The organism is Mediterraneibacter torques (assembly GCF_044591705.1).
GTDB classification, from domain to species: domain Bacteria; phylum Bacillota; class Clostridia; order Lachnospirales; family Lachnospiraceae; genus Mediterraneibacter; species Mediterraneibacter torques.
Window position 1 is genome coordinate 1,382,216 of the sequence record NZ_CP172594.1, and the last position, 17,393, is coordinate 1,399,608.

The following is a 17,393-nucleotide window of genomic DNA, read 5'->3' on the forward strand; positions in this document are numbered from 1 at the left end:
TTTACAACCGAGGTATCCCATCATGACAAATCAACAGATAACAAATAAATTTGAACCTTTTGGGGCGTTTTATGATGAACCGCTCGACACTCAAAAACATAATTTAAATCAATGGGAGTTTTCTGCATCTTCAAAAAAACTAGATACTCTCTTTCTTTTTCCGTGCGAAGTATATATAGAATGCCCCGCCGGATTGGGACTTTTGCTTATCGCTACAGATCCTGACATGACGGAGTTAAAAACATTTCCTCTGCGTCACAATTTAAAACTTGCTCCGAATACCGCATTTAATGTGATTCCACTGGCCTCTTCTCTTACGTGGAATATCCTTATCGGGAAAAACTGCTGTAAAGAACAGCAACTGACAGATTTTACAAAACCACTGTCAACTCCGTATACATATCAGCCTGTATCTGTACCGTTCCACTTAAGGCGAATCCTTGATTGCTGGTTTACAAAGCAGTCCAAAGCATGCCACATTGTACAGCCTGCACACAAATCATATGAACTGATCTATGTGTACGAAGGCAGTCTGGATATCACCCTCTCTTCCGGAACGAACACACTTCAGCCTCATGACTTGATCATATACCGCTCTGACAAAGCCGACTTATCCGTACAAAACGGCTGCTCATATCTCACAGTCGTATTTGAAGTAAATCACAGGCGTTCTCTGCATATCCTTAATCATACATTTCACTGTACAAGCGAAATGCAGCAGATCCTTTGGAAACTTTTGATCGAAAGCGAAGAACATTCCTACTATACTCATACTTTAATGGTCTGCTATCTTCAGGAAGTTCTCCTGCTGATCATGCAGTTCTATGAGACAATGAACCATAAAACACTCTTAACTGACAGCAAATCGGCTCAAAACGACCTTCTGTCTGAGATTCTTGCTTACATGAACAAGCGTCTTACCGAACCACTCACGATAGAAGACATCTGTCATGAATTTTTTATCTCACGTTCTTCTCTGCAAGCGCTGTTCAAGACTCACCTGAACACCTCGCCAAAGAACTATCTGCTCAATATTAAACTTCAAAAAAGTAAAGAGCTGATCCGCGAGAATCAATACACAATCAGCGAGATCGCATACAGACTCGGTTTCAGCTCTATCCACTACTTTTCGAGGTTGTTTAAAAAATATTTTAACACAACGCCAAGCGACTATGCCAGAAAAGCAGCCGAAAACCAAAACCGCCAAAACAAACCCTGATCACATCTGAATGATATTTTAGTCTGTGATTACGTTTTGAATGCTGTATCGGGAAATTTGGATCACAGTGCTTTTGTTGATCTCCACATCGATCACATCGTTTTTGATCTTAACGATCTTTCCGTAAATACCACCCGCGAACATGATGCGTGCTCCAACTTTGATTGCACCTTGCAGATCGCGCATCGCTTCGCGGTTTTTCTTCATGTTTCTTGAAGACATTGCGATCAGAACGATTGCACAGATGCCGACAAGTACCGCAACTGTAACACAAGTCCATATGATAACTTCACTGTTAATAGCCATAATTATATTTTATCCTCCTTATCGGAACATGGTCTGCCTTTCGGCAAACCATGTTCTTTTTGTAACGGTGACAAACCAAAGTCCGGACTTTTCCAAAACCTTGGCGACCGCTTACAATCCCGAAATATACCTTTTGGCATTTCCGGTAATTCTTTCGGTCAGTCTTATTTTCTTGTATACGGATAAAGTGTAACACCTTTTACAACTCGGTTTACTTCACCTGTCGGACACGGATTATCCGGTGTGATATCAAGTGAAAGTGATTTAAGAACTGCCAGTGTCTGTGCAAACAAGATATAATCCAATCCAAGAAGAATGTTTTCATTCTCTTCTTTCATGTCATATACAACTGTGTAGTCTGCAAGTGCTGAAACAGCTTCATCTGCACTGCTCATAACAACTACGATCTTGTTTCCTTTTCTCTGTCCGCTCATTTCTTTGAGAAGGTCCACTTCATACTGTCTTGTATAAGCTTCATCGCTCAAATATACAACTGTTAATGTTGTATCGTCAACGATTGATTTCGGTCCGTGACGGAATCCCATCGGTGTGTCATACATTGTAACAACACGTCCGGCTGTCAGTTCAAGCATTTTAAGGGCAGATTCCTGAGATGTTCCTTTTAATGTGTTGCTTCCAAGATATACGATACGTTCAAAATTGTATTCATCAACGATCTGCTGAGCGACACTGTAATGATTGTCAAGGAAGTTCTGTCCTGCTGCTGCGATCTTGCGAACTTTTTCAACTGTCTCTTCCAGCTCGTTCAGGTGGAAGCAAAGATATGTTGCAAGATACATGTTAGAATAGCTTGATGTCATTGCAAAGCTCTGATCATGTGTCTCATCTGTCAGATTGATTGCGTAGCAGTTATGTGTCTCTGCCGCACGTTTGGAAAGAGCTCCGTTTTTATTACATGTTACAAAAAGGTGATAAACATTATCACATACGCTTTCTGCCGCATCTACCGCTCCGACAGACTCCGGTGAATTTCCCGAACGTCCGAAACTGATCAGAAGAGTCGGTTTCGTGCGAGACAAATATGCTTCCGGCGTAGCGACAATATCTGTTGTACCGTAAGATTTTGCTTTGTGATTCAGCAGACCGGAAAGATGTGCAAATAATGCATTTCCTACAAATTCACTTGTTCCTGCTCCTGTAAGGATCACATCGAAATCATCACATTTGATAACCTGATCGATAAATTTCTGAAGTTCTTCTTTGTTCTCCTCGATCTGACGGCATGTCTTCTCCCATGTCGCCGGCTGCTGATAGATCTCCGTTAATGTAAATGTTGAAGATGTTTCTTTCATTTTGTCTTCTGTAATACCAAAAATTGTACTCATGATTTATCTCCTTTCGTGCTGCTTTTTGCAGCGTGTTTTATAGTATGCAGTTAATATTCAGACTTACGGCTGTATCGTCTTTTCCGCGAATATCAGCCATTATAAAAAGTCGATTTAAATTCCGTCTTCAGACTCTTCCTGTACTACCTGCTTGAATTCATATTTTGTTACCTGCTCTTTTCCTGTCTCAAGTACAGACTCCACAAGTCCGTCCAGATCGTCCATGAATTTACGCGACATTACGATCTCTACGAGCATCGGCAGGTTTGTACCCGCAACAATGCGTACATTTTCTTTTCCGTGTCCGAGTGAAGCAGCAACGTTAAACGGCGATCCACCCATCAGATCTGTAAAGATAATAATTCCTTCACAATCTTTCAACTCATCCATTGCTTTCGCAATCTCTTCTGTCAGTTCTTCTGTTCCATATGTCGGAAGAAAATCTACATAACGGTATGCTTCCTGCTCTCCTGCGATCAAATTCACAGAGCTTGTCATACCCGAACCAAAATTTGCATGTCCTGTAACGATTAATCCTATCATAATATCTCTCCTGTTCTATATTACTGTCTGCATTTTCTGCAGTATTTTGCTTTAACTATCTTGCTCCTGAGCCTCAGCCTCTCTAAGATAACGATCGACAACGGGCATATAAACAGCTTTGGGATGTAAACAAGCTTTTGCACTCTGCATGTAAATCAGTGCATTTTTGTCATCCCCCAGAGCAGAATATTGCTTTGAAATCATAACCAAGATCACTCCGAGTGCAAATCCATAGTACCGCTTTGAATTGATATCCTCGTCCATCTCCTCGATCAGATCTGTTCTGCCGTCAAGCATGACCGCATATGCATTCTCGTTGTAATGAATAAATGCCTCGTCCCCTGTTTTCTTAATTTCCTTTAAGATCCAGTCCGCATATTTCCTGTTACCTTTGATCAGGAATGTATGAAAATACGTTTCCAAAAAGCTTTGCTTATCATCAGGACGCGGATATGTCGTATCCAGCATATGTATGAGCATTTTCTCGAATTTTTCTTCGTCTTTCGTCACATATAACACTCTTAATTTATAGAGGTCACAGACATACTCTCCAAGAAGTTTTCTCGTGATCCACATATCTGCCGTTTTTTCCACAAGGACACTGTCCTTGTTTTTAAGTCCGACATTCATATTATGCAGTTGAAAATTTTTGATGCCCTGAAAAATAATATATCCGACAGCGGCAATCAATATAATAAAAATTGTTATTGTGTTCAAACAGCCACCTAATTTCTCTGTAAAATAATGTAAGGGGGGGGATTAAAATCCCTCCCCTTACTTATACCCGATATAGATTTATATCGGCATTTTCATAATGAATCGACTTATTCAGCCGGCTCCTCCGGAAGCTGATACCACTCAACAAGCGGTGTATATCCTCCCGGAATTGTGTTTCCGTCAGCGTCCATAGCTTTAGAATCACCTGTCCAGATACCGAATGCACAACCAAGGATACCTACTACAAGGATAAGGATGATACATTTAACCGGTGTCCAGCCTTTTTTGATCAGAACATAAATTCCAAGTGTGATCAACAACGGAATCAATTTCGGAAGTACTCCGTCAAGAAGTCCCTGAATGTTGATTGCCGGATCGCCAACAACGATACGCAGTGATGTTCCACCATAGTTAGCAATAAGTCCACCTACAACGAAGATACCAAGGATACTTGCTGCACGAGTAAACTCTTTTGCGCTTGATGTCAACAGTGTAACTGCTTTTGTACCAAGTCCGTAAGACCAGTACATAAGACCAAAACGAACTGCAAACTGAACAGCGTTGAAGATGATAAGGAAGAGAACCGCACCGATAATCTGTCCTTCCATCGCCATGTTTGCTGTCAAACCTGCTGTGATCGGAACAAGTGTCAGCCAGAAAAGAGCGTCACCGATACCACCGAGCGGTCCTGCTGCGGAAATACGTACGGAACGGATTGTAGCTGTATCAGCCTTGTTCTGCTCAAGTGAAAGAACAATACCCATTACAAATGTTACGAGGAACGGGTGAGTGTTCAAAAAGTCAAGGTTGTGTGCCATGGAAGCTTTAAGGTCTTCTTTGTTTGTATGTATTTTCTGAAGACCCGGAAGCATTCCCCAAAGCCATCCACAAGCCTGCATTCTTTCATAGTTGAAGGATGCCTGTAAGAAACAGGACAGCCAAACCATTTTGTTCAAAGTTTTTTTATCCAGCTGTGGTGCCGGAGTCAAATCCTGATATTTCTCTGGAATATTATATGCCATCCTGGTCACCTCCTACAAAGCCTGCTCCTGCGCCGGCATTCTGTTTGATCTTTGTCTGTGTTGTGAAGTCATAGATTGCAATAGCTGCACCTACGAATGCACAAAGGAGAAGTGTTGCTCCTGCTGTTGATGCGTTTGCTGCACAAATAAGTGCCATTGCGAAACCTGCAAGAAGGAATCCCCACATTTCTCCGGACATCATAACTTTCATCAGGATAGCAAATCCAACGAACTTCATAGCGCCGCCTGCTGCATCCAGACCTGCCATTACCCATGAGAACTGGTAAGAGAAGTCTTTCAGTGTTTCACCAAGAGCTGTTCCGCCGTAAAGTCCTGCTACTGCAAGAACTCCGAACAGACATCCAAGTACTGCCATCTCAAGGAAGTTGATGTTGCGGATACCTTTAACATTAGCTTCCTCAGCGTACTTGTCAGCTTTAGCCATCATACCGGACATAAATGTAAATGTCAGTGTAACTGCATACTGTCCGAATACTGCGAACGGAATTGCAAGACCCATTGCTGCGCCTACACCGTCTGCTGTAGCTTCCATGTCAAGTGAAACTGCGAAAATAGTTGCCATAATACCACCAAGAATTGCGTTTGGCGGCTGTGCTCCACCGATCGGCATACTTCCGATCTGAATAAGCTGGTAAGCACCACCTACTACGATACCAAGCTCAAAGTTACCAAGGATTGCTCCGATAATCGGGCAAGTAACGATCGGCTGGTACAGGGACTCTAAGAAGCTGAACTGGTCAATACCCATGATAAAGGCTACTACGAAGACCAGAAGAGCTTGGATGATTGAAATATCTCCCATGTTTACTCCTTTCCAATTAACCGATAAAACTTAATTATCATTTGAATAATTTTTCTGTACTTTCTGCCGGTGTATCAGGAACTCGTTTGATTTCCAGTTCCACACCGAGATCCTGCAACTTTCTAAATGTTGCAACATCGTCGTCATCAACTGCAACCGAAGTTGCCACCTGACGTTTACCCTCAGCCATGTGCATATTACCGATATTTAATTTTTTGATCGGTACGCCGCCCTCTACGAGCTTAAGCACATCCTGCGGAGATTCGCAGATAATTGCAATATGCTGATTTGCAGAAGCTTTGTGGATGATATTGATTGTCTTCTCGATTGTGAAGAAACGTGTCTGCGCATAAGCCGGAGCAGCCATGTTCATCAAACCTTGACGGAATTCATCCGCGGCAACCGCATCATTCGCAACAAGCAACAAGTTCGCGCCTACAACGCCACACCACTGTGTTGCCACCTGACCATGAATCAGACGATTGTCAATTCTTGTCAATCGAATATCTGGCATTTTTCGTGTCCTCCTTCCTTATTAAGATTAGCATTCATCGGACAGGTCAAAGCCCCTTTCCTCATGCCGTTTCAACAAGCTCTCTTTAAGAAAATAAAACACTTAAAGAGTAAATCTGCTTACGAAGTTTATTATACCAAATTCCCGCCTGATTAGTTTGCACTTTTTATTTATCCATTTGCATTTTTGCATTAGATAATTTTAATGAAAAAGTTATGCTTTTTTTATTTTTTTATCACAAAAGTTACAATCAACCTCTTTTGTTTTACATTTTTTCACATTTAATATAGAAGAAACACAAATTCCGCCTCTGAATCTCCCTATTTTTACATTTTTATAATACTACTTGTGATCTTTTGTATATTTACCACTCCATTTTTGCATTTTTATGCATCTATTGTATATTTTATGCATTTTTATTTAATTTTTCATTTTTCTATTGCATATTTATAAAATCAGGTGTATAGTATGGATAGTTAAAGCAAAAACAAACTTTTAAATAAGAAAAATATATTTCAGGAGGCAATTAAAATGAGCAAAGAAAAAGTTATACTTGCATATTCAGGAGGTCTTGATACGACAGCAATCATTCCATGGCTGAAAGAAAATTTTGACTATGATGTAGTTTGCTGCTGCATCGACTGCGGACAAGGCGAAGAACTGGACGGACTGGAAGAAAGAGCTAAACTTTCAGGCGCTTCCAAATTATATATTGAAAATATCATCGATGAATTTTGCGACGATTATGTAATGCCGTGCGTGAAAGCCGGCGCCGTTTATGAGAATAAATATCTTCTCGGTACGTCGATGGCACGTCCGGTCATTGCAAAAAGACTTGTTGAAATAGCACGTAAAGAGGGCGCGACAGCTATTTGTCACGGTGCAACAGGAAAAGGAAACGACCAGATCCGCTTTGAGCTCGGAATCAAAGCGCTCGCACCGGATCTGAAGATCATTGCTCCGTGGAGAATGACTGACGTTTGGACAATGCAGTCTCGTGAAGAAGAGATTGAATACTGTAAACAGCACGGAATCAATCTTCCGTTTGACGCAAAACACAGCTATAGCCGCGACCGAAACTTATGGCACATCAGCCACGAAGGACTGGAATTAGAAGATCCTGCAAACGAACCGAATTACGATGATCTGCTCGTTCTTGGCGTAACTCCGGAAAAAGCTCCTGACGAAGGCGAGTACGTGACAATGACATTTGAAGCCGGCGTTCCGAAAACTCTGAACGGAAAGGAAATGAAAGTTTCCGAAATCATTACCGAACTGAATGCACTTGGCGGAAAACACGGTGTCGGCATCGTTGATATTGTCGAGAACCGCGTTGTCGGAATGAAATCACGCGGCGTATACGAGACACCGGGCGGAACGATCCTTATGGCTGCTCACGAACAACTCGAAGAACTTGTTCTCGATCGTGCTACATACGAAGTCAAAAAAGATCTCGGCAATAAATTTGCACAGATTGTATACGAAGGAAAATGGTTTACACCGCTTCGTGAAGCAATTCAGGCATTTATCGATGTTACACAGCAATATGTGACAGGTGAAGTAAAATTCAAATTATATAAAGGAAACATCATCAAAGCAGGCGAAACATCTCCGTACTCTCTGTACAGCGAATCCCTCGCAAGCTTTACAACTGGCGAATTGTACGATCACCACGATGCAGAAGGATTTATCAACCTGTTCGGTCTTCCGTTAAAAGTCCGTGCAATGAAAATGCAGGAACTCGAGAAATAAAATTTATCCATACGACAATTTGTTTATGTCATAAAATCGGACAGCGTCTTGCTTTAATATTTTCAAAGCAAAACGCTGTCTTTCTATTCATTCTCTCTACATCCTCGAGAATGCCCATAAGTTCTGAATCTGCGGTTCCAGTCTTTCATAATCCCATAGCTGCCCGCTTCTGATCCTGCTGTTCGGATCATTCACTTTTATTTTTCCGTTTTCGACCTTCGTAAGCACAATAAAGTGTCCTGTCGTCGTAAAGTCTCCGGGCCGCATACTACATATGATCGGACAGCCGCTTTCCAATGCCGAAAATACTTCCGACCGGCTTAGACCAAGCTCTTCGCCCCATATTCCGAACGACTGAACACCTTCCGACATAAGCGTCCAGCTTGTTCCCGACTCTCCCGCATAATATCCTTGTTCCTCTGCAAACTTTGCCACCTTATACGGTGTGACGGACGGATCACAAAGCAGTCCGGAAACAACCATAGCGACCGCCGTCGGTCCACATCCGTTGACTGCGATCATATTATCTCCATAAACAGAATATCCCCATCTTTCATCCCACTGTAACAGGAGCGGAATCTCTCCTGCAGCCACTTCCCCGATCGTATCTGCCGGAGAAGCATCTTTCATTTTAGAATAATTTTTTACAAATTCCCAAGTTTCAGGATTTTTATCAAGGAGATCTTTGAGAGTATCCGCATTCTCATCGGTTTTGTCAATAGACTGATAAGCCTCTTTTGCTTTATACATTTCTTTTCCTTCTTTCAGAAATCCATTGACTGCCTGACCTAAGCCTCCTGCTCTGTAATTTTCATCCAAAAATCGTTCTTTCAGAAAAAGTACTGCCGCTATGACCGCAGCTACGCAAAATACTGCTGCCACTGCTTTTCTCAGAAATCTTGCTTTTTTCCTCTTCCGAAGTTTTTTTATTCTTCTGCTTTCGTTTACTCTGCCCCGATCTGCATTTCGTTTCTTAGGCTTTTGCTCTTCATATCTTCCGTCGACGTTCCGCCGTTTTGTTCTGTCTGCGGGATGTGTTCGGAATCTTCTGTCTGCACCGTACTTTTCATTCTTTCTGTCAAAGCTTTCTTTCCGCATTTTATCGCCCTCTTACTGTTTTTTCTTCACAGCGTAAAGTATATCCGCAAACAGCTTTCTTTTCTTTAAACAAAATCCTAAGTTTTCTTTAATTTTACTTTTTCCGCAACACGTCATTCATAACCCGCAAAATGTTTCCGGATGCAAATTTTTCAATCTGTCTCCCCGTCAATCCCGCGCGTTCCAGCCTTTCCCACAATTTCCACATATCTTCCACATCCCGAATCTCTCCCGGAAGCGCTTCTTTTGAAAACCCGTCGAAATCCGTCCCAAGCGCAACCGCATCTTCTCCGGCTTTATCGATCATGTACAAAATATGTTTTACAATATCAGAAATTTCCGCTCTTCCTTCTTTTCTTAAAAATGCAGAATAAAAATTCACTCCTGCCACTCCTCCTTTGTTTCCAAGAAGGCGGAGCATTTCATCTGTCAGATTCCGCGGATGCAGGCAAAGAGATCTTGCGTTTGAATGAGATGCCACGATCGGAAATTCACTGTACTTAACGCAGTCATAAAAACCTCCGTCCGACAAATGTGACACATCCACAATCATGCCAAGCTCATTCATTCTCCTGACAGTTTCTATTCCAAATGGTTTCAGCCCTTTTCTCATCACTTTTCTATTAGCACTGTTTGGACTGCCGATACAATTTTCATAATTCCATGTCAACGTCATCAGACGGACGCCTTCTTCATACAATTCATCGATCCGCTCTGTTTTTCCTCCAAGGACACCGCCTTCTTCTACCGTCAGCACAGGGTTCAAAAAACATGTATTTTGTTGTTTTATTTTCCGATCCGCCTGATTACATCTGTCTATTTCTTCCTTGGCATATGAGATCATCCGGCGAACCGCCTTATATGCTCTGTCTTCACTTTCCTTATCTTCACCTGTTCCATCTGCATTTTGTATATAGATACCCGGATTCTTTGTTTTCTTTTCATCTGCATACCGCAGATCTGTTCTGTAATCTTTTAAATTTACAAAACACGCAAAAAACTGCATCTGCGCTCCCGCTCTTTCAAGCCGTTCCATATCTACGCACAATGTATTTTTCATCAGCGTTCCTTTTCTGTTTTTATAAATCTCGCTCACCGTATCGCAGTGCATATCGATCCATCTCATAGCTTTTCCTCTTTTCAAATTTTTATTTTCTTCTCTTATGTATAAGCAGTTCTCTTTTTACATATTCTGACTATAGCACAAGCGCAGTACAATCGGCGGCCTTCTGCAAAATAATACATCAAAAGGAGACTATATGCATCCTAAAATCGGCATCATCATATGCGGATTCAATGAGAATCGGCAGTTTGTACCAAATGTTTATATTCAATCCGTCCGTTACGCCAAAGGAATCCCTCTCCTCATCCCTCTTGTACGAAGCGACAGGATGATCGATGACTATGTAAGTTTATGCGACGGATTTCTCTTTTGCGGAGGCGAAGATATCACCCCTCTTTTATTCGGAGAAGAACCGCAAAACGGAAACGGAAAAACAGACATTACGGTAGACCTTTTTCAAATCCGTCTCATGAAGCGCGTTCTGGCTTCCCGAAAACCTGTCCTTGCAATCTGCAGAGGAATGCAGATTTTAAATGTTTCCTGCGGCGGAACAATCTGGCAGGATCTTTCCCTTATCCCACAGCCGACGCTCAACCACACACAGCAGTCCGCATCCAGAGGAGATGTCAGCCACCGCATCAAAATCGAACGTTGCTCAAAGCTCAAACAATTTGTAGGCTCGTGCATTTATGTGAACAGTTTCCACCATCAATCTGTCAAAACACCCGGGAGAAACGTCTGTGTCAGCGCCCGTTCCCCGGACGGCGTCATTGAGGCAATCGAACTTTCCGGACATCCTTTCGCCCTCGGAGTTCAATGGCATCCCGAGTGCATGTATCGCACCTCGCCTGAAATGCGTTCTCTTTTCCATGAATTTATTGCACATTCACTTATAAACAGCAAAGATTCCGGACATACTATTTCCTGAAATATTATTTATAAAGGAGGTTATATTCATGACAGAAATATCAATCCTTGATCTTCAAAACCTTCGTCATCTTATCGGCGGATATTCCACTACCCACTGTAAAATGACAGATTATGCTTCAAAAGCCGAAGATCCGGAAATCAAAAAGCTTTTTCAGGAAGCGGCTGATTCCGCTATGAAAAATAAACAGGAACTGATGAAATTCCTGTAATCTTCCACAATTTTCATGAGACAAACAATCAAAATCATTACAGAACGAGGTGAACACAATGGATGAAAAGACAATGGTTTCAGATGCTCTTGTAGGAATTAACGGTGAACTGAAAATGTTCGGAGATATGATCCCACAGACAGAAAACAAAGAATTAAAACAATGCTTAAAACAGATCCGCAATCAGTGTGAGATGGCACAGGAAAAAATGTACACTGCCGCACGGGAAAAAAGTTATTATGTTCCTGCCGAAAAAGCATCTATGCAGGAAATCGAACATGTCAAATCTATTTTAAACGTAAAATAAGCCAGTTCAGGGTTCAGGCGATAAAAAACTGCCGCCTGAACCCTGATCCAACTATAGAACCAACTTTTCATAAGATATATTTTTCAATCGCCTCCGCAGCTCCGTCATGGCGATTCGACGACGTTACATAATCTGCTCGTTGTTTCAACATTTCCTCTGCATTTCCCATAGCAATTTTTAAACCGGATTCTTCAAACATGAATGAATCATTTTCCCCGTCTCCGATGCAGGCAATCTCCTCTTTCTCTATGCCAAGATGAGCAGAAAGCGCTTTCAGGCCATTCCCCTTGGACGCATCTTTTGAAAATATTTCGGCATAAATCCCGGTATACGCAGCTTTCACCTGAGGATACACCGAAAGGATCTCTTTTAATTTTTCCTTTTCTTTTGACGTAGGAAAATAAAACTGAAGTTCTTCTACATCACAATCACTTTTTGAAAGAATCTCTTCCATGTTTCTCACGCAGCAAACCGCCGCTGCATCTTTCCCGTAAACAATGCGGCCTGCCGAAGTAAAAAGCTTTCCCTGAGCAAAATAGCGGTGTCTTACATGCGCCGCAATGCCGAATTTTTCTTTTCGGCAGTCGGAAAGGATCGAAAGCGCATCTTCTTTTTTTATCAGAGCCCTGAACAATGTCTTCTTTTCTTTTACATCTGTCACCATAGCTCCGTTTGAAGTGATCACATAACGAAACAGATCTTTGTTTTTTTCGTCATCTTCGGTTTTGCTCTCCCTTAGCACACCTGCCGCCAGCCTGTGCGGAATACACCCTAAATTTCGCCCCGTACACGGAACAACCGTAATCCCGGCTTTCGCAGCTTTTCGCAGTACATCCAGCGTTCTGTCCGTCATACGGCTTCTCTGATCTAAACATGTTCCGTCCATATCGATTGCAAGTAATTTTATCATAATCTCTTACTTCCTTTTTGCGATACTACGCGCAACGTAAACTCCGCTGGCAGAAGCATGGGACAAAGAGTGAGTCACTCCGCTTCCATCCCCGATCACATATAATCCTTTGTGATTTGTCTCAAGATGCTCATCTAACTTCACTTCCATATTATAAAACTTCACTTCCACACCATAGAGAAGCGTATCGTCATTCGCCGTACCAGGCGCAATCTTATCAAGAGCATAGATCATCTCAATGATTCCGTCTAAAATACGTTTCGGAAGAACAAGACTTAAATCTCCCGGCTCCGCTGACAGTGTCGGGCGCACGAATCCTTCTTCAATACGTTTTGCCGTACTTCGCCTTCCTCTTGTCAGATCTCCGAAGCGCTGCACGATCACGCCTCCGCCGAGCATATTGGATAAGCGTGCTATGCTTTCTCCATATCCATTGCTGTCTTTAAACGGTTCCGAAAAATGTTTCGCCACAAGAAGAGCAAAATTTGTATTTTCCGTCTGCTTCTTCGGATCTTCATAACTATGACCGTTTACTGTCACAATTCCGTTTGTATTCTCATTTACAACAATACCGTAGGGATTCATGCAAAATGTTCTTACCTTATCTTCAAACTTTTCCGTACGATACACAATTTTACTTTCATACAGTTCATCTGTCAGATGGGAGAAGATCACTGCCGGAAGTTCAACTCTTACACCTAGATCCACCCTGTTTGAGTTTGTCTCGATATCAAGACTTTCGCACACTTTCTCCATCCATTTGCTTCCGCTTCTTCCTACGGAAATAATACACTCCTCACACTCGTCTGTACTGTCCCCGCTTATCACACGATAGCCGCCGTCAACCGCCTCCAGTTCATCCACACGATAATTAAACCGGAATTCTACTTTTTCTTTCAGCTCTTTATATAGATTTTCCAATACAATATAATTGATATCTGTTCCCAAATGCCGCACAGAAGCATCTAATAACTTCAGTTCATTTTGAATACAAAGTTTTTTAATATCCGTTCCCGCAGTAGAATACATCTTTGTTCCCTCTCCGCCGTAGGCAAGATTGATCTCATCGACGTATTTCATAAGGTCGATCGCAGTATCTTTACCGATATATTCATACAGTGTACCGCCGAAATCATTTGTAATGTTATATTTTCCGTCTGAAAATGCCCCTGCGCCTCCAAAACCGCTCATGATCGCACAAGTTTTACAGTTAATACAGCTTTTTATCTTCTTTCCGTCTATCGGGCATTTTCTTTTCTCAAGAGAATTCCCCGATTCAAATACAGCGACTTTTAGTTCCGGCGCTTTTTTTGCAAGTTCATATGCCGCAAAGATTCCTCCCGGTCCGGCGCCGATAATAATCACATCATATCTGCTCATTTTCTTTTCCCTTTCTTTTTTGTTGTTTTTCTCATTGTTTTTATTTTTCTCTTTTTTAGTTTCTTTATTAAAATTCAGAGGTCAAAATATGCAAAAACATTTTTCAATATCACTTGACGTATACGCGACAGCACAAAAAGAAAGACCGTTCTCCGGGAATCACTTTCCGAGAACCGCCTTTCCTCGTTTTTATGTCTCTGCCGTTTATGATTACTCTACTTCGGAAAACTCATCTTTTCCTACTCCGCAAAGCGGACAGAGGAAATCTTCCGGAACGTCTTCCCATTTTGTTCCTGCTTCAACTCCGTTATCCGGATCGCCGATTTCTTCATCATAAATGTATCCACATACGTCACACACATATTTTTTCATGATAATACCTCCTGCAAATTCTCATCTTATTCTTTCATTATCTGCCGATAATACTTTTTCATAATAGCATAGAACTTTTCTTTTTTCAAGCGCCTCTTAAATCGTTTAAAATTTTACCTTAAATGAAAAACTAAATTCCACCATCATGCTGAATTTAGTCTTACTCTCTTCTTCTATATCCTATATTATTTTAGTACCTTCTATCCGCAGTAGAAAAGAGGTACTTATGTGTAAATCTATCCCTGGAAATCAAAAGCATATGACAATGGATCAGCGTATTATAATTGAAAAAAGGTTGGATCAAGGAAACTCCCTCCATAGCATTGCGCTACAGTTAGGAAAAGATCCAACCACTATCTCCAAAGAAATTAAAAAGCACCGCACTATTCAGGAACATAGCCACTTCAATGAATCAAAAAATAAATGTGCTCTAATAAAAGACTGCAAAAAAAAGAATATCTGTGAAATCTATGCTCCGATATGCAAAAGAATGTGTAAACTCTGCAACCACTGTAATTCCCATTGCGATGATTTCATTCCTCGCAGTTATCATTGTTCCAAACTAGATAAAGCTCCCTTTGTATGCAATGCTTGCAGTAAAAAAAGCGGATGCCGTTTGGATAAGGCTTATTATAGAGCCACGATTGCTCACAGGGAATATCGAACCGTTCTGATTGAATCGCGAACTGGTATCAACATTTCTCCTGAAGATTTGATAAGGCTGGATGAACTGGTTTCCCCACTGATTATGCAGGGGCAGTCCCCTTACATGATCCTACAGAATCATCCGGAGATCCCTTACTCAGAAAAAACGCTTTACAATTACATTGAATCCGGAGCTTTGAGTGTTAAAAATATCGATCTGCCTAAAAAAGTAAAATATAAGCTCCGTTCTTCCGGCTCTTCTGAATTAGTTGATAAAACAATCTATGAAGGTCGTACTTACAAAGACTTTCAGGCATTTTTAAAAGAGTTCCCGGATACAAGAGTTACTGAAATGGATACCGTTCTCGGCTGTGAAGGTTCCCACAAGGTGTTACTCACTTTCCACTTTTCCGAATGTTCTTTTATGATGGCGTATCTTCTTGACAGCAAAGAATCCGATCATATAAAAAATGTATTTGACTCCATTGAGCATGCGATTGGAACCTTTTCTTTTGCCTCTGCTTTTTCGCTGATTTTAACGGACAGAGGCGGTGAATTTCAGATTCCGGATGCATTGGAATGTGGTGAAGACAACCTGATTCGGACAAGTATTTATTATTGTGATCCGATGTGTTCCTGGCAAAAGCCGCATTGTGAAAAGAACCATGAATATATCCGAAAAATATGCCCGAAAGGAACATCCTTTGACGATTACTCGCAAAAAGAGATCAATCTGATGATGAGCCATATCAACAGTACTCCAAGACAAAGCCTTGGTGGATTGTCGCCTATGGCTCTTGCAAAAATCATGCTCCCACATGAACTTTTAAATTTTTTTGCTCTCACTGAAATACCGGCAGATGAGATCGTATTAACGCCTGCATTATTGAAAAAATAAAACCAGATAATAAAACAAATCTGCGGATAAAGGCTCCATATCACACATACCAGACAAGTGGAATTTAGTCTTACAGAGCAGATTCCAGTTGTCTCATTAGCATACATTTTTATTGCAGAAAAGCATTTATTATCTGGTTAAATTCCACTTTAAAGGATTTGACACAATTCGTCAAACCCTAAAATATCGAATTTAGTCTTCTGTATGGAATTTACTTTTACATATGGAATTTACTTATTCACTCAACCGTTTAAAATTTTAAAGTGTAGGATTACAATACATGTGTTACAACTGAATAATTAAAAAGCGGAAATACCTTTTCTGTGTTATGCTTTAAGCTACCAAACCTAAACATTTAAGAAAGGAAGTATTCCCGCATGGCAAGTATAACACAAGATATGAGGTATCGTCTATCCCTGATCCGTTTCGCCGAAAAATATGGTGTCTCAAAAACAGCAATTAAATATAAGACAAACCGCCAGTATATTTATCGTTGGAAGCGCCGCTATGACGGCACAATAGAGTCTCTCCGCGATCGTTCACGCCGTCCCCATCACCATCCCAATCAGCATACACCTGAAGAAATCAAGCTGATCCAAGATATGCGTAGGCGCAATCCCCATTCTGGTCTGGTTGTCTTTTGGGTCAAACTTATGCAGCGCGGTTATAAACGTTCCATCCCAGGATTGTATCGTTTTCTGAAGAAACAGGGAATCTTGGCTCAAAAACTTCCGAATCCCAAATATATTCCGAAGCCTTATGAGCAGATGAAATATCCCGGACAGCGTATCCAGGTCGATGTGAAATTCGTTCCTGCATGTTGTCTTGTCAATAATGCGAAAGGAAAGAAATTCTATCAGTATACCGCCATTGATGAGTACTCCCGCTGGCGGTATGTGGAAGCTTTTGAAGAACACAGCACCTATTCATCCGCACAGTTCCTCAAGCATCTGATCCAACGCTTTCCTATGCCAATCGAATGCGTTCAGACAGACAACGGCGTGGAGTTTACAAAGCGCTTTTCCACTTCCGGCAAAGAAACATTGACTTTATTCCAACGGACTTTAAAAGAACTTGGCATCCAACATAAACTGATCCGACCCTTTACACCACGTCATAACGGAAAAGTGGAACGCAGCCACCGCAAGGATAATGAACGTTTTTATACCTCGCATACTTTCTATTCCTTTGAGGATTTTTCCAAGCAGCTTCAAACCTATAACCGTAGGGATTATAACCAGTTTCCCATGAGACCTCTGGGGTGGAAATCACCACAAACTGTTCTGAGGGAATTTATTGATCGGGGTGTAACATATGTTTGACAAACCTACACTCTTAA

At 41.4% G+C, this 17,393-nt stretch carries 19 protein-coding genes; 7 read left to right on the top strand and 12 right to left on the bottom strand.

Annotated features, from left to right (window positions below; all coding sequences use genetic code 11):
* Window positions 1–22 precede the first annotated feature (22 nt).
* The gene (locus ACH9UM_RS06445; RefSeq protein WP_004845577.1) at window positions 23–1,219 is read left to right on the top strand and encodes a response regulator transcription factor; all 1,197 of its coding nucleotides are present in this window, start codon (window positions 23–25) and stop codon (window positions 1,217–1,219) included.
* An 18-nt stretch (window positions 1,220–1,237) separates the two neighbouring features.
* Here the strand turns inward: ACH9UM_RS06445 and yajC are convergent, their stop codons facing one another.
* The 7 genes from yajC to agaB form a co-directional block, all read right to left on the bottom strand.
* Complete coding sequence (gene yajC / locus ACH9UM_RS06450; protein WP_004845576.1) at window positions 1,238–1,525, bottom strand: preprotein translocase subunit YajC; 288 nt, start codon at window positions 1,523–1,525, stop codon at window positions 1,238–1,240.
* Window positions 1,526–1,689: 164 nt separating this feature from the next.
* A complete protein-coding gene (locus ACH9UM_RS06455) occupies window positions 1,690–2,871 on the bottom strand; it encodes an SIS domain-containing protein (protein ID WP_004845575.1) in 1,182 nt (393 codons plus the stop codon).
* Between the two features lie 114 nt (window positions 2,872–2,985).
* Window positions 2,986–3,414 carry a PTS galactosamine/N-acetylgalactosamine transporter subunit IIA gene (gene agaF / locus ACH9UM_RS06460; RefSeq protein WP_004845574.1) on the bottom strand — a complete coding sequence of 143 codons (429 nt, stop codon included), beginning with the start codon at window positions 3,412–3,414 and terminating at the stop codon, window positions 2,986–2,988.
* Between the two features lie 51 nt (window positions 3,415–3,465).
* On the bottom strand, window positions 3,466–4,131 hold the full coding sequence (locus tag ACH9UM_RS06465) for a hypothetical protein (RefSeq protein WP_009242279.1): 666 nt from the start codon (window positions 4,129–4,131) through the stop codon (window positions 3,466–3,468).
* Between the two features lie 107 nt (window positions 4,132–4,238).
* On the bottom strand, window positions 4,239–5,153 hold the full coding sequence (locus tag ACH9UM_RS06470) for a PTS system mannose/fructose/sorbose family transporter subunit IID (protein ID WP_004845572.1): 915 nt from the start codon (window positions 5,151–5,153) through the stop codon (window positions 4,239–4,241).
* Entirely contained in the window at window positions 5,143–5,976 is an 834-nt protein-coding gene (locus ACH9UM_RS06475; RefSeq protein ID WP_004845571.1) for a PTS sugar transporter subunit IIC, read from the bottom strand. Before ACH9UM_RS06475 ends, ACH9UM_RS06470 begins: the two co-directional genes overlap by 11 nt.
* A 37-nt stretch (window positions 5,977–6,013) precedes the next feature.
* Window positions 6,014–6,490 (bottom strand): PTS galactosamine transporter subunit IIB, encoded by a 477-nt coding sequence (agaB, locus tag ACH9UM_RS06480; RefSeq protein WP_004845570.1) that lies wholly within the window; start codon window positions 6,488–6,490, stop codon window positions 6,014–6,016.
* A gap of 531 nt (window positions 6,491–7,021) precedes the next feature.
* On the opposite strand from agaB, the gene ACH9UM_RS06485 reads away from it, so the two are divergent.
* Window positions 7,022–8,242 (top strand): argininosuccinate synthase, encoded by a 1,221-nt coding sequence (locus ACH9UM_RS06485; RefSeq protein WP_009319843.1) that lies wholly within the window; start codon window positions 7,022–7,024, stop codon window positions 8,240–8,242.
* Window positions 8,243–8,338: 96 nt separating this feature from the next.
* Here the strand turns inward: ACH9UM_RS06485 and ACH9UM_RS06490 are convergent, their stop codons facing one another.
* Together ACH9UM_RS06490 and ACH9UM_RS06495 are read right to left on the bottom strand one after the other, a co-directional pair.
* Window positions 8,339–9,340 carry a C39 family peptidase gene (locus ACH9UM_RS06490; RefSeq protein WP_009242280.1) on the bottom strand — a complete coding sequence of 334 codons (1,002 nt, stop codon included), beginning with the start codon at window positions 9,338–9,340 and terminating at the stop codon, window positions 8,339–8,341.
* Window positions 9,341–9,434: 94 nt separating this feature from the next.
* Window positions 9,435–10,466 carry a dipeptidase gene (locus tag ACH9UM_RS06495; RefSeq protein WP_004845566.1) on the bottom strand — a complete coding sequence of 344 codons (1,032 nt, stop codon included), beginning with the start codon at window positions 10,464–10,466 and terminating at the stop codon, window positions 9,435–9,437.
* 133 nt (window positions 10,467–10,599) lie between these two features.
* Between ACH9UM_RS06495 and ACH9UM_RS06500 the strand changes: the two genes are divergently transcribed.
* The 3 genes from ACH9UM_RS06500 to ACH9UM_RS06510 are packed head-to-tail and all read left to right on the top strand — an operon-like array spanning window position 10,600 to window position 11,849.
* Complete coding sequence (locus ACH9UM_RS06500; protein WP_004845565.1) at window positions 10,600–11,331, top strand: gamma-glutamyl-gamma-aminobutyrate hydrolase family protein; 732 nt, start codon at window positions 10,600–10,602, stop codon at window positions 11,329–11,331.
* Window positions 11,332–11,359: 28 nt separating this feature from the next.
* On the top strand, window positions 11,360–11,542 hold the full coding sequence (locus ACH9UM_RS06505) for a hypothetical protein (protein WP_004845564.1): 183 nt from the start codon (window positions 11,360–11,362) through the stop codon (window positions 11,540–11,542).
* A gap of 58 nt (window positions 11,543–11,600) precedes the next feature.
* Entirely contained in the window at window positions 11,601–11,849 is a 249-nt protein-coding gene (locus ACH9UM_RS06510) for a spore coat protein (protein WP_009319845.1), read from the top strand.
* Window positions 11,850–11,916: 67 nt separating this feature from the next.
* Here ACH9UM_RS06510 and ACH9UM_RS06515 read toward each other — a convergent pair whose 3' ends face one another.
* The 3 genes from ACH9UM_RS06515 to rd form a co-directional block, all read right to left on the bottom strand.
* Window positions 11,917–12,759: a Cof-type HAD-IIB family hydrolase gene (locus tag ACH9UM_RS06515; protein WP_004845561.1), complete on the bottom strand. Its 843-nt coding sequence runs from the start codon at window positions 12,757–12,759 to the stop codon at window positions 11,917–11,919.
* Between the two features lie 6 nt (window positions 12,760–12,765).
* Window positions 12,766–14,139, bottom strand: a complete 1,374-nt coding sequence (locus tag ACH9UM_RS06520) for an NAD(P)/FAD-dependent oxidoreductase (RefSeq protein WP_400092340.1) — start codon at window positions 14,137–14,139, stop codon at window positions 12,766–12,768.
* 210 nt (window positions 14,140–14,349) lie between these two features.
* Window positions 14,350–14,511, bottom strand: coding sequence for a rubredoxin (gene rd, locus ACH9UM_RS06525; RefSeq protein ID WP_004845559.1), 162 nt, complete (start codon window positions 14,509–14,511; stop codon window positions 14,350–14,352).
* A 226-nt stretch (window positions 14,512–14,737) separates the two neighbouring features.
* On the opposite strand from rd, the gene ACH9UM_RS06530 reads away from it, so the two are divergent.
* On the top strand, window positions 14,738–16,054 hold the full coding sequence (locus tag ACH9UM_RS06530) for an IS30 family transposase (protein ID WP_004845211.1): 1,317 nt from the start codon (window positions 14,738–14,740) through the stop codon (window positions 16,052–16,054).
* Window positions 16,055–16,431: 377 nt separating this feature from the next.
* The gene (locus ACH9UM_RS06535) at window positions 16,432–17,376 is read left to right on the top strand and encodes a DDE-type integrase/transposase/recombinase (RefSeq protein ID WP_370797429.1); all 945 of its coding nucleotides are present in this window, start codon (window positions 16,432–16,434) and stop codon (window positions 17,374–17,376) included.
* The last annotated feature ends 17 nt before the right edge of the window (window positions 17,377–17,393 follow it).

Bases quoted from the DNA above. Each gene is read 5' to 3' on its own strand.
- ACH9UM_RS06445 (WP_004845577.1), top strand. From the start codon at position 23: ATGACAAATCAACAGATAACAAATAAATTTGAACCTTTTGGGGCGTTT.
- yajC (WP_004845576.1), bottom strand. From the start codon at position 1,525: ATGGCTATTAACAGTGAAGTTATCATATGGACTTGTGTTACAGTTGCG.
- ACH9UM_RS06455 (WP_004845575.1), bottom strand. From the start codon at position 2,871: ATGAGTACAATTTTTGGTATTACAGAAGACAAAATGAAAGAAACATCT.
- agaF (WP_004845574.1), bottom strand. From the start codon at position 3,414: ATGATAGGATTAATCGTTACAGGACATGCAAATTTTGGTTCGGGTATG.
- ACH9UM_RS06470 (WP_004845572.1), bottom strand. From the start codon at position 5,153: ATGGCATATAATATTCCAGAGAAATATCAGGATTTGACTCCGGCACCA.
- ACH9UM_RS06475 (WP_004845571.1), bottom strand. From the start codon at position 5,976: ATGGGAGATATTTCAATCATCCAAGCTCTTCTGGTCTTCGTAGTAGCC.
- agaB (WP_004845570.1), bottom strand. From the start codon at position 6,490: ATGCCAGATATTCGATTGACAAGAATTGACAATCGTCTGATTCATGGT.
- ACH9UM_RS06485 (WP_009319843.1), top strand. From the start codon at position 7,022: ATGAGCAAAGAAAAAGTTATACTTGCATATTCAGGAGGTCTTGATACG.
- ACH9UM_RS06490 (WP_009242280.1), bottom strand. From the start codon at position 9,340: ATGCGGAAAGAAAGCTTTGACAGAAAGAATGAAAAGTACGGTGCAGAC.
- ACH9UM_RS06495 (WP_004845566.1), bottom strand. From the start codon at position 10,466: ATGAGATGGATCGATATGCACTGCGATACGGTGAGCGAGATTTATAAA.
- ACH9UM_RS06500 (WP_004845565.1), top strand. From the start codon at position 10,600: ATGCATCCTAAAATCGGCATCATCATATGCGGATTCAATGAGAATCGG.
- ACH9UM_RS06505 (WP_004845564.1), top strand. From the start codon at position 11,360: ATGACAGAAATATCAATCCTTGATCTTCAAAACCTTCGTCATCTTATC.
- ACH9UM_RS06510 (WP_009319845.1), top strand. From the start codon at position 11,601: ATGGATGAAAAGACAATGGTTTCAGATGCTCTTGTAGGAATTAACGGT.
- ACH9UM_RS06515 (WP_004845561.1), bottom strand. From the start codon at position 12,759: ATGATAAAATTACTTGCAATCGATATGGACGGAACATGTTTAGATCAG.
- ACH9UM_RS06520 (WP_400092340.1), bottom strand. From the start codon at position 14,139: ATGAGCAGATATGATGTGATTATTATCGGCGCCGGACCGGGAGGAATC.
- rd (WP_004845559.1), bottom strand. From the start codon at position 14,511: ATGAAAAAATATGTGTGTGACGTATGTGGATACATTTATGATGAAGAA.
- ACH9UM_RS06530 (WP_004845211.1), top strand. From the start codon at position 14,738: ATGTGTAAATCTATCCCTGGAAATCAAAAGCATATGACAATGGATCAG.
- ACH9UM_RS06535 (WP_370797429.1), top strand. From the start codon at position 16,432: ATGGCAAGTATAACACAAGATATGAGGTATCGTCTATCCCTGATCCGT.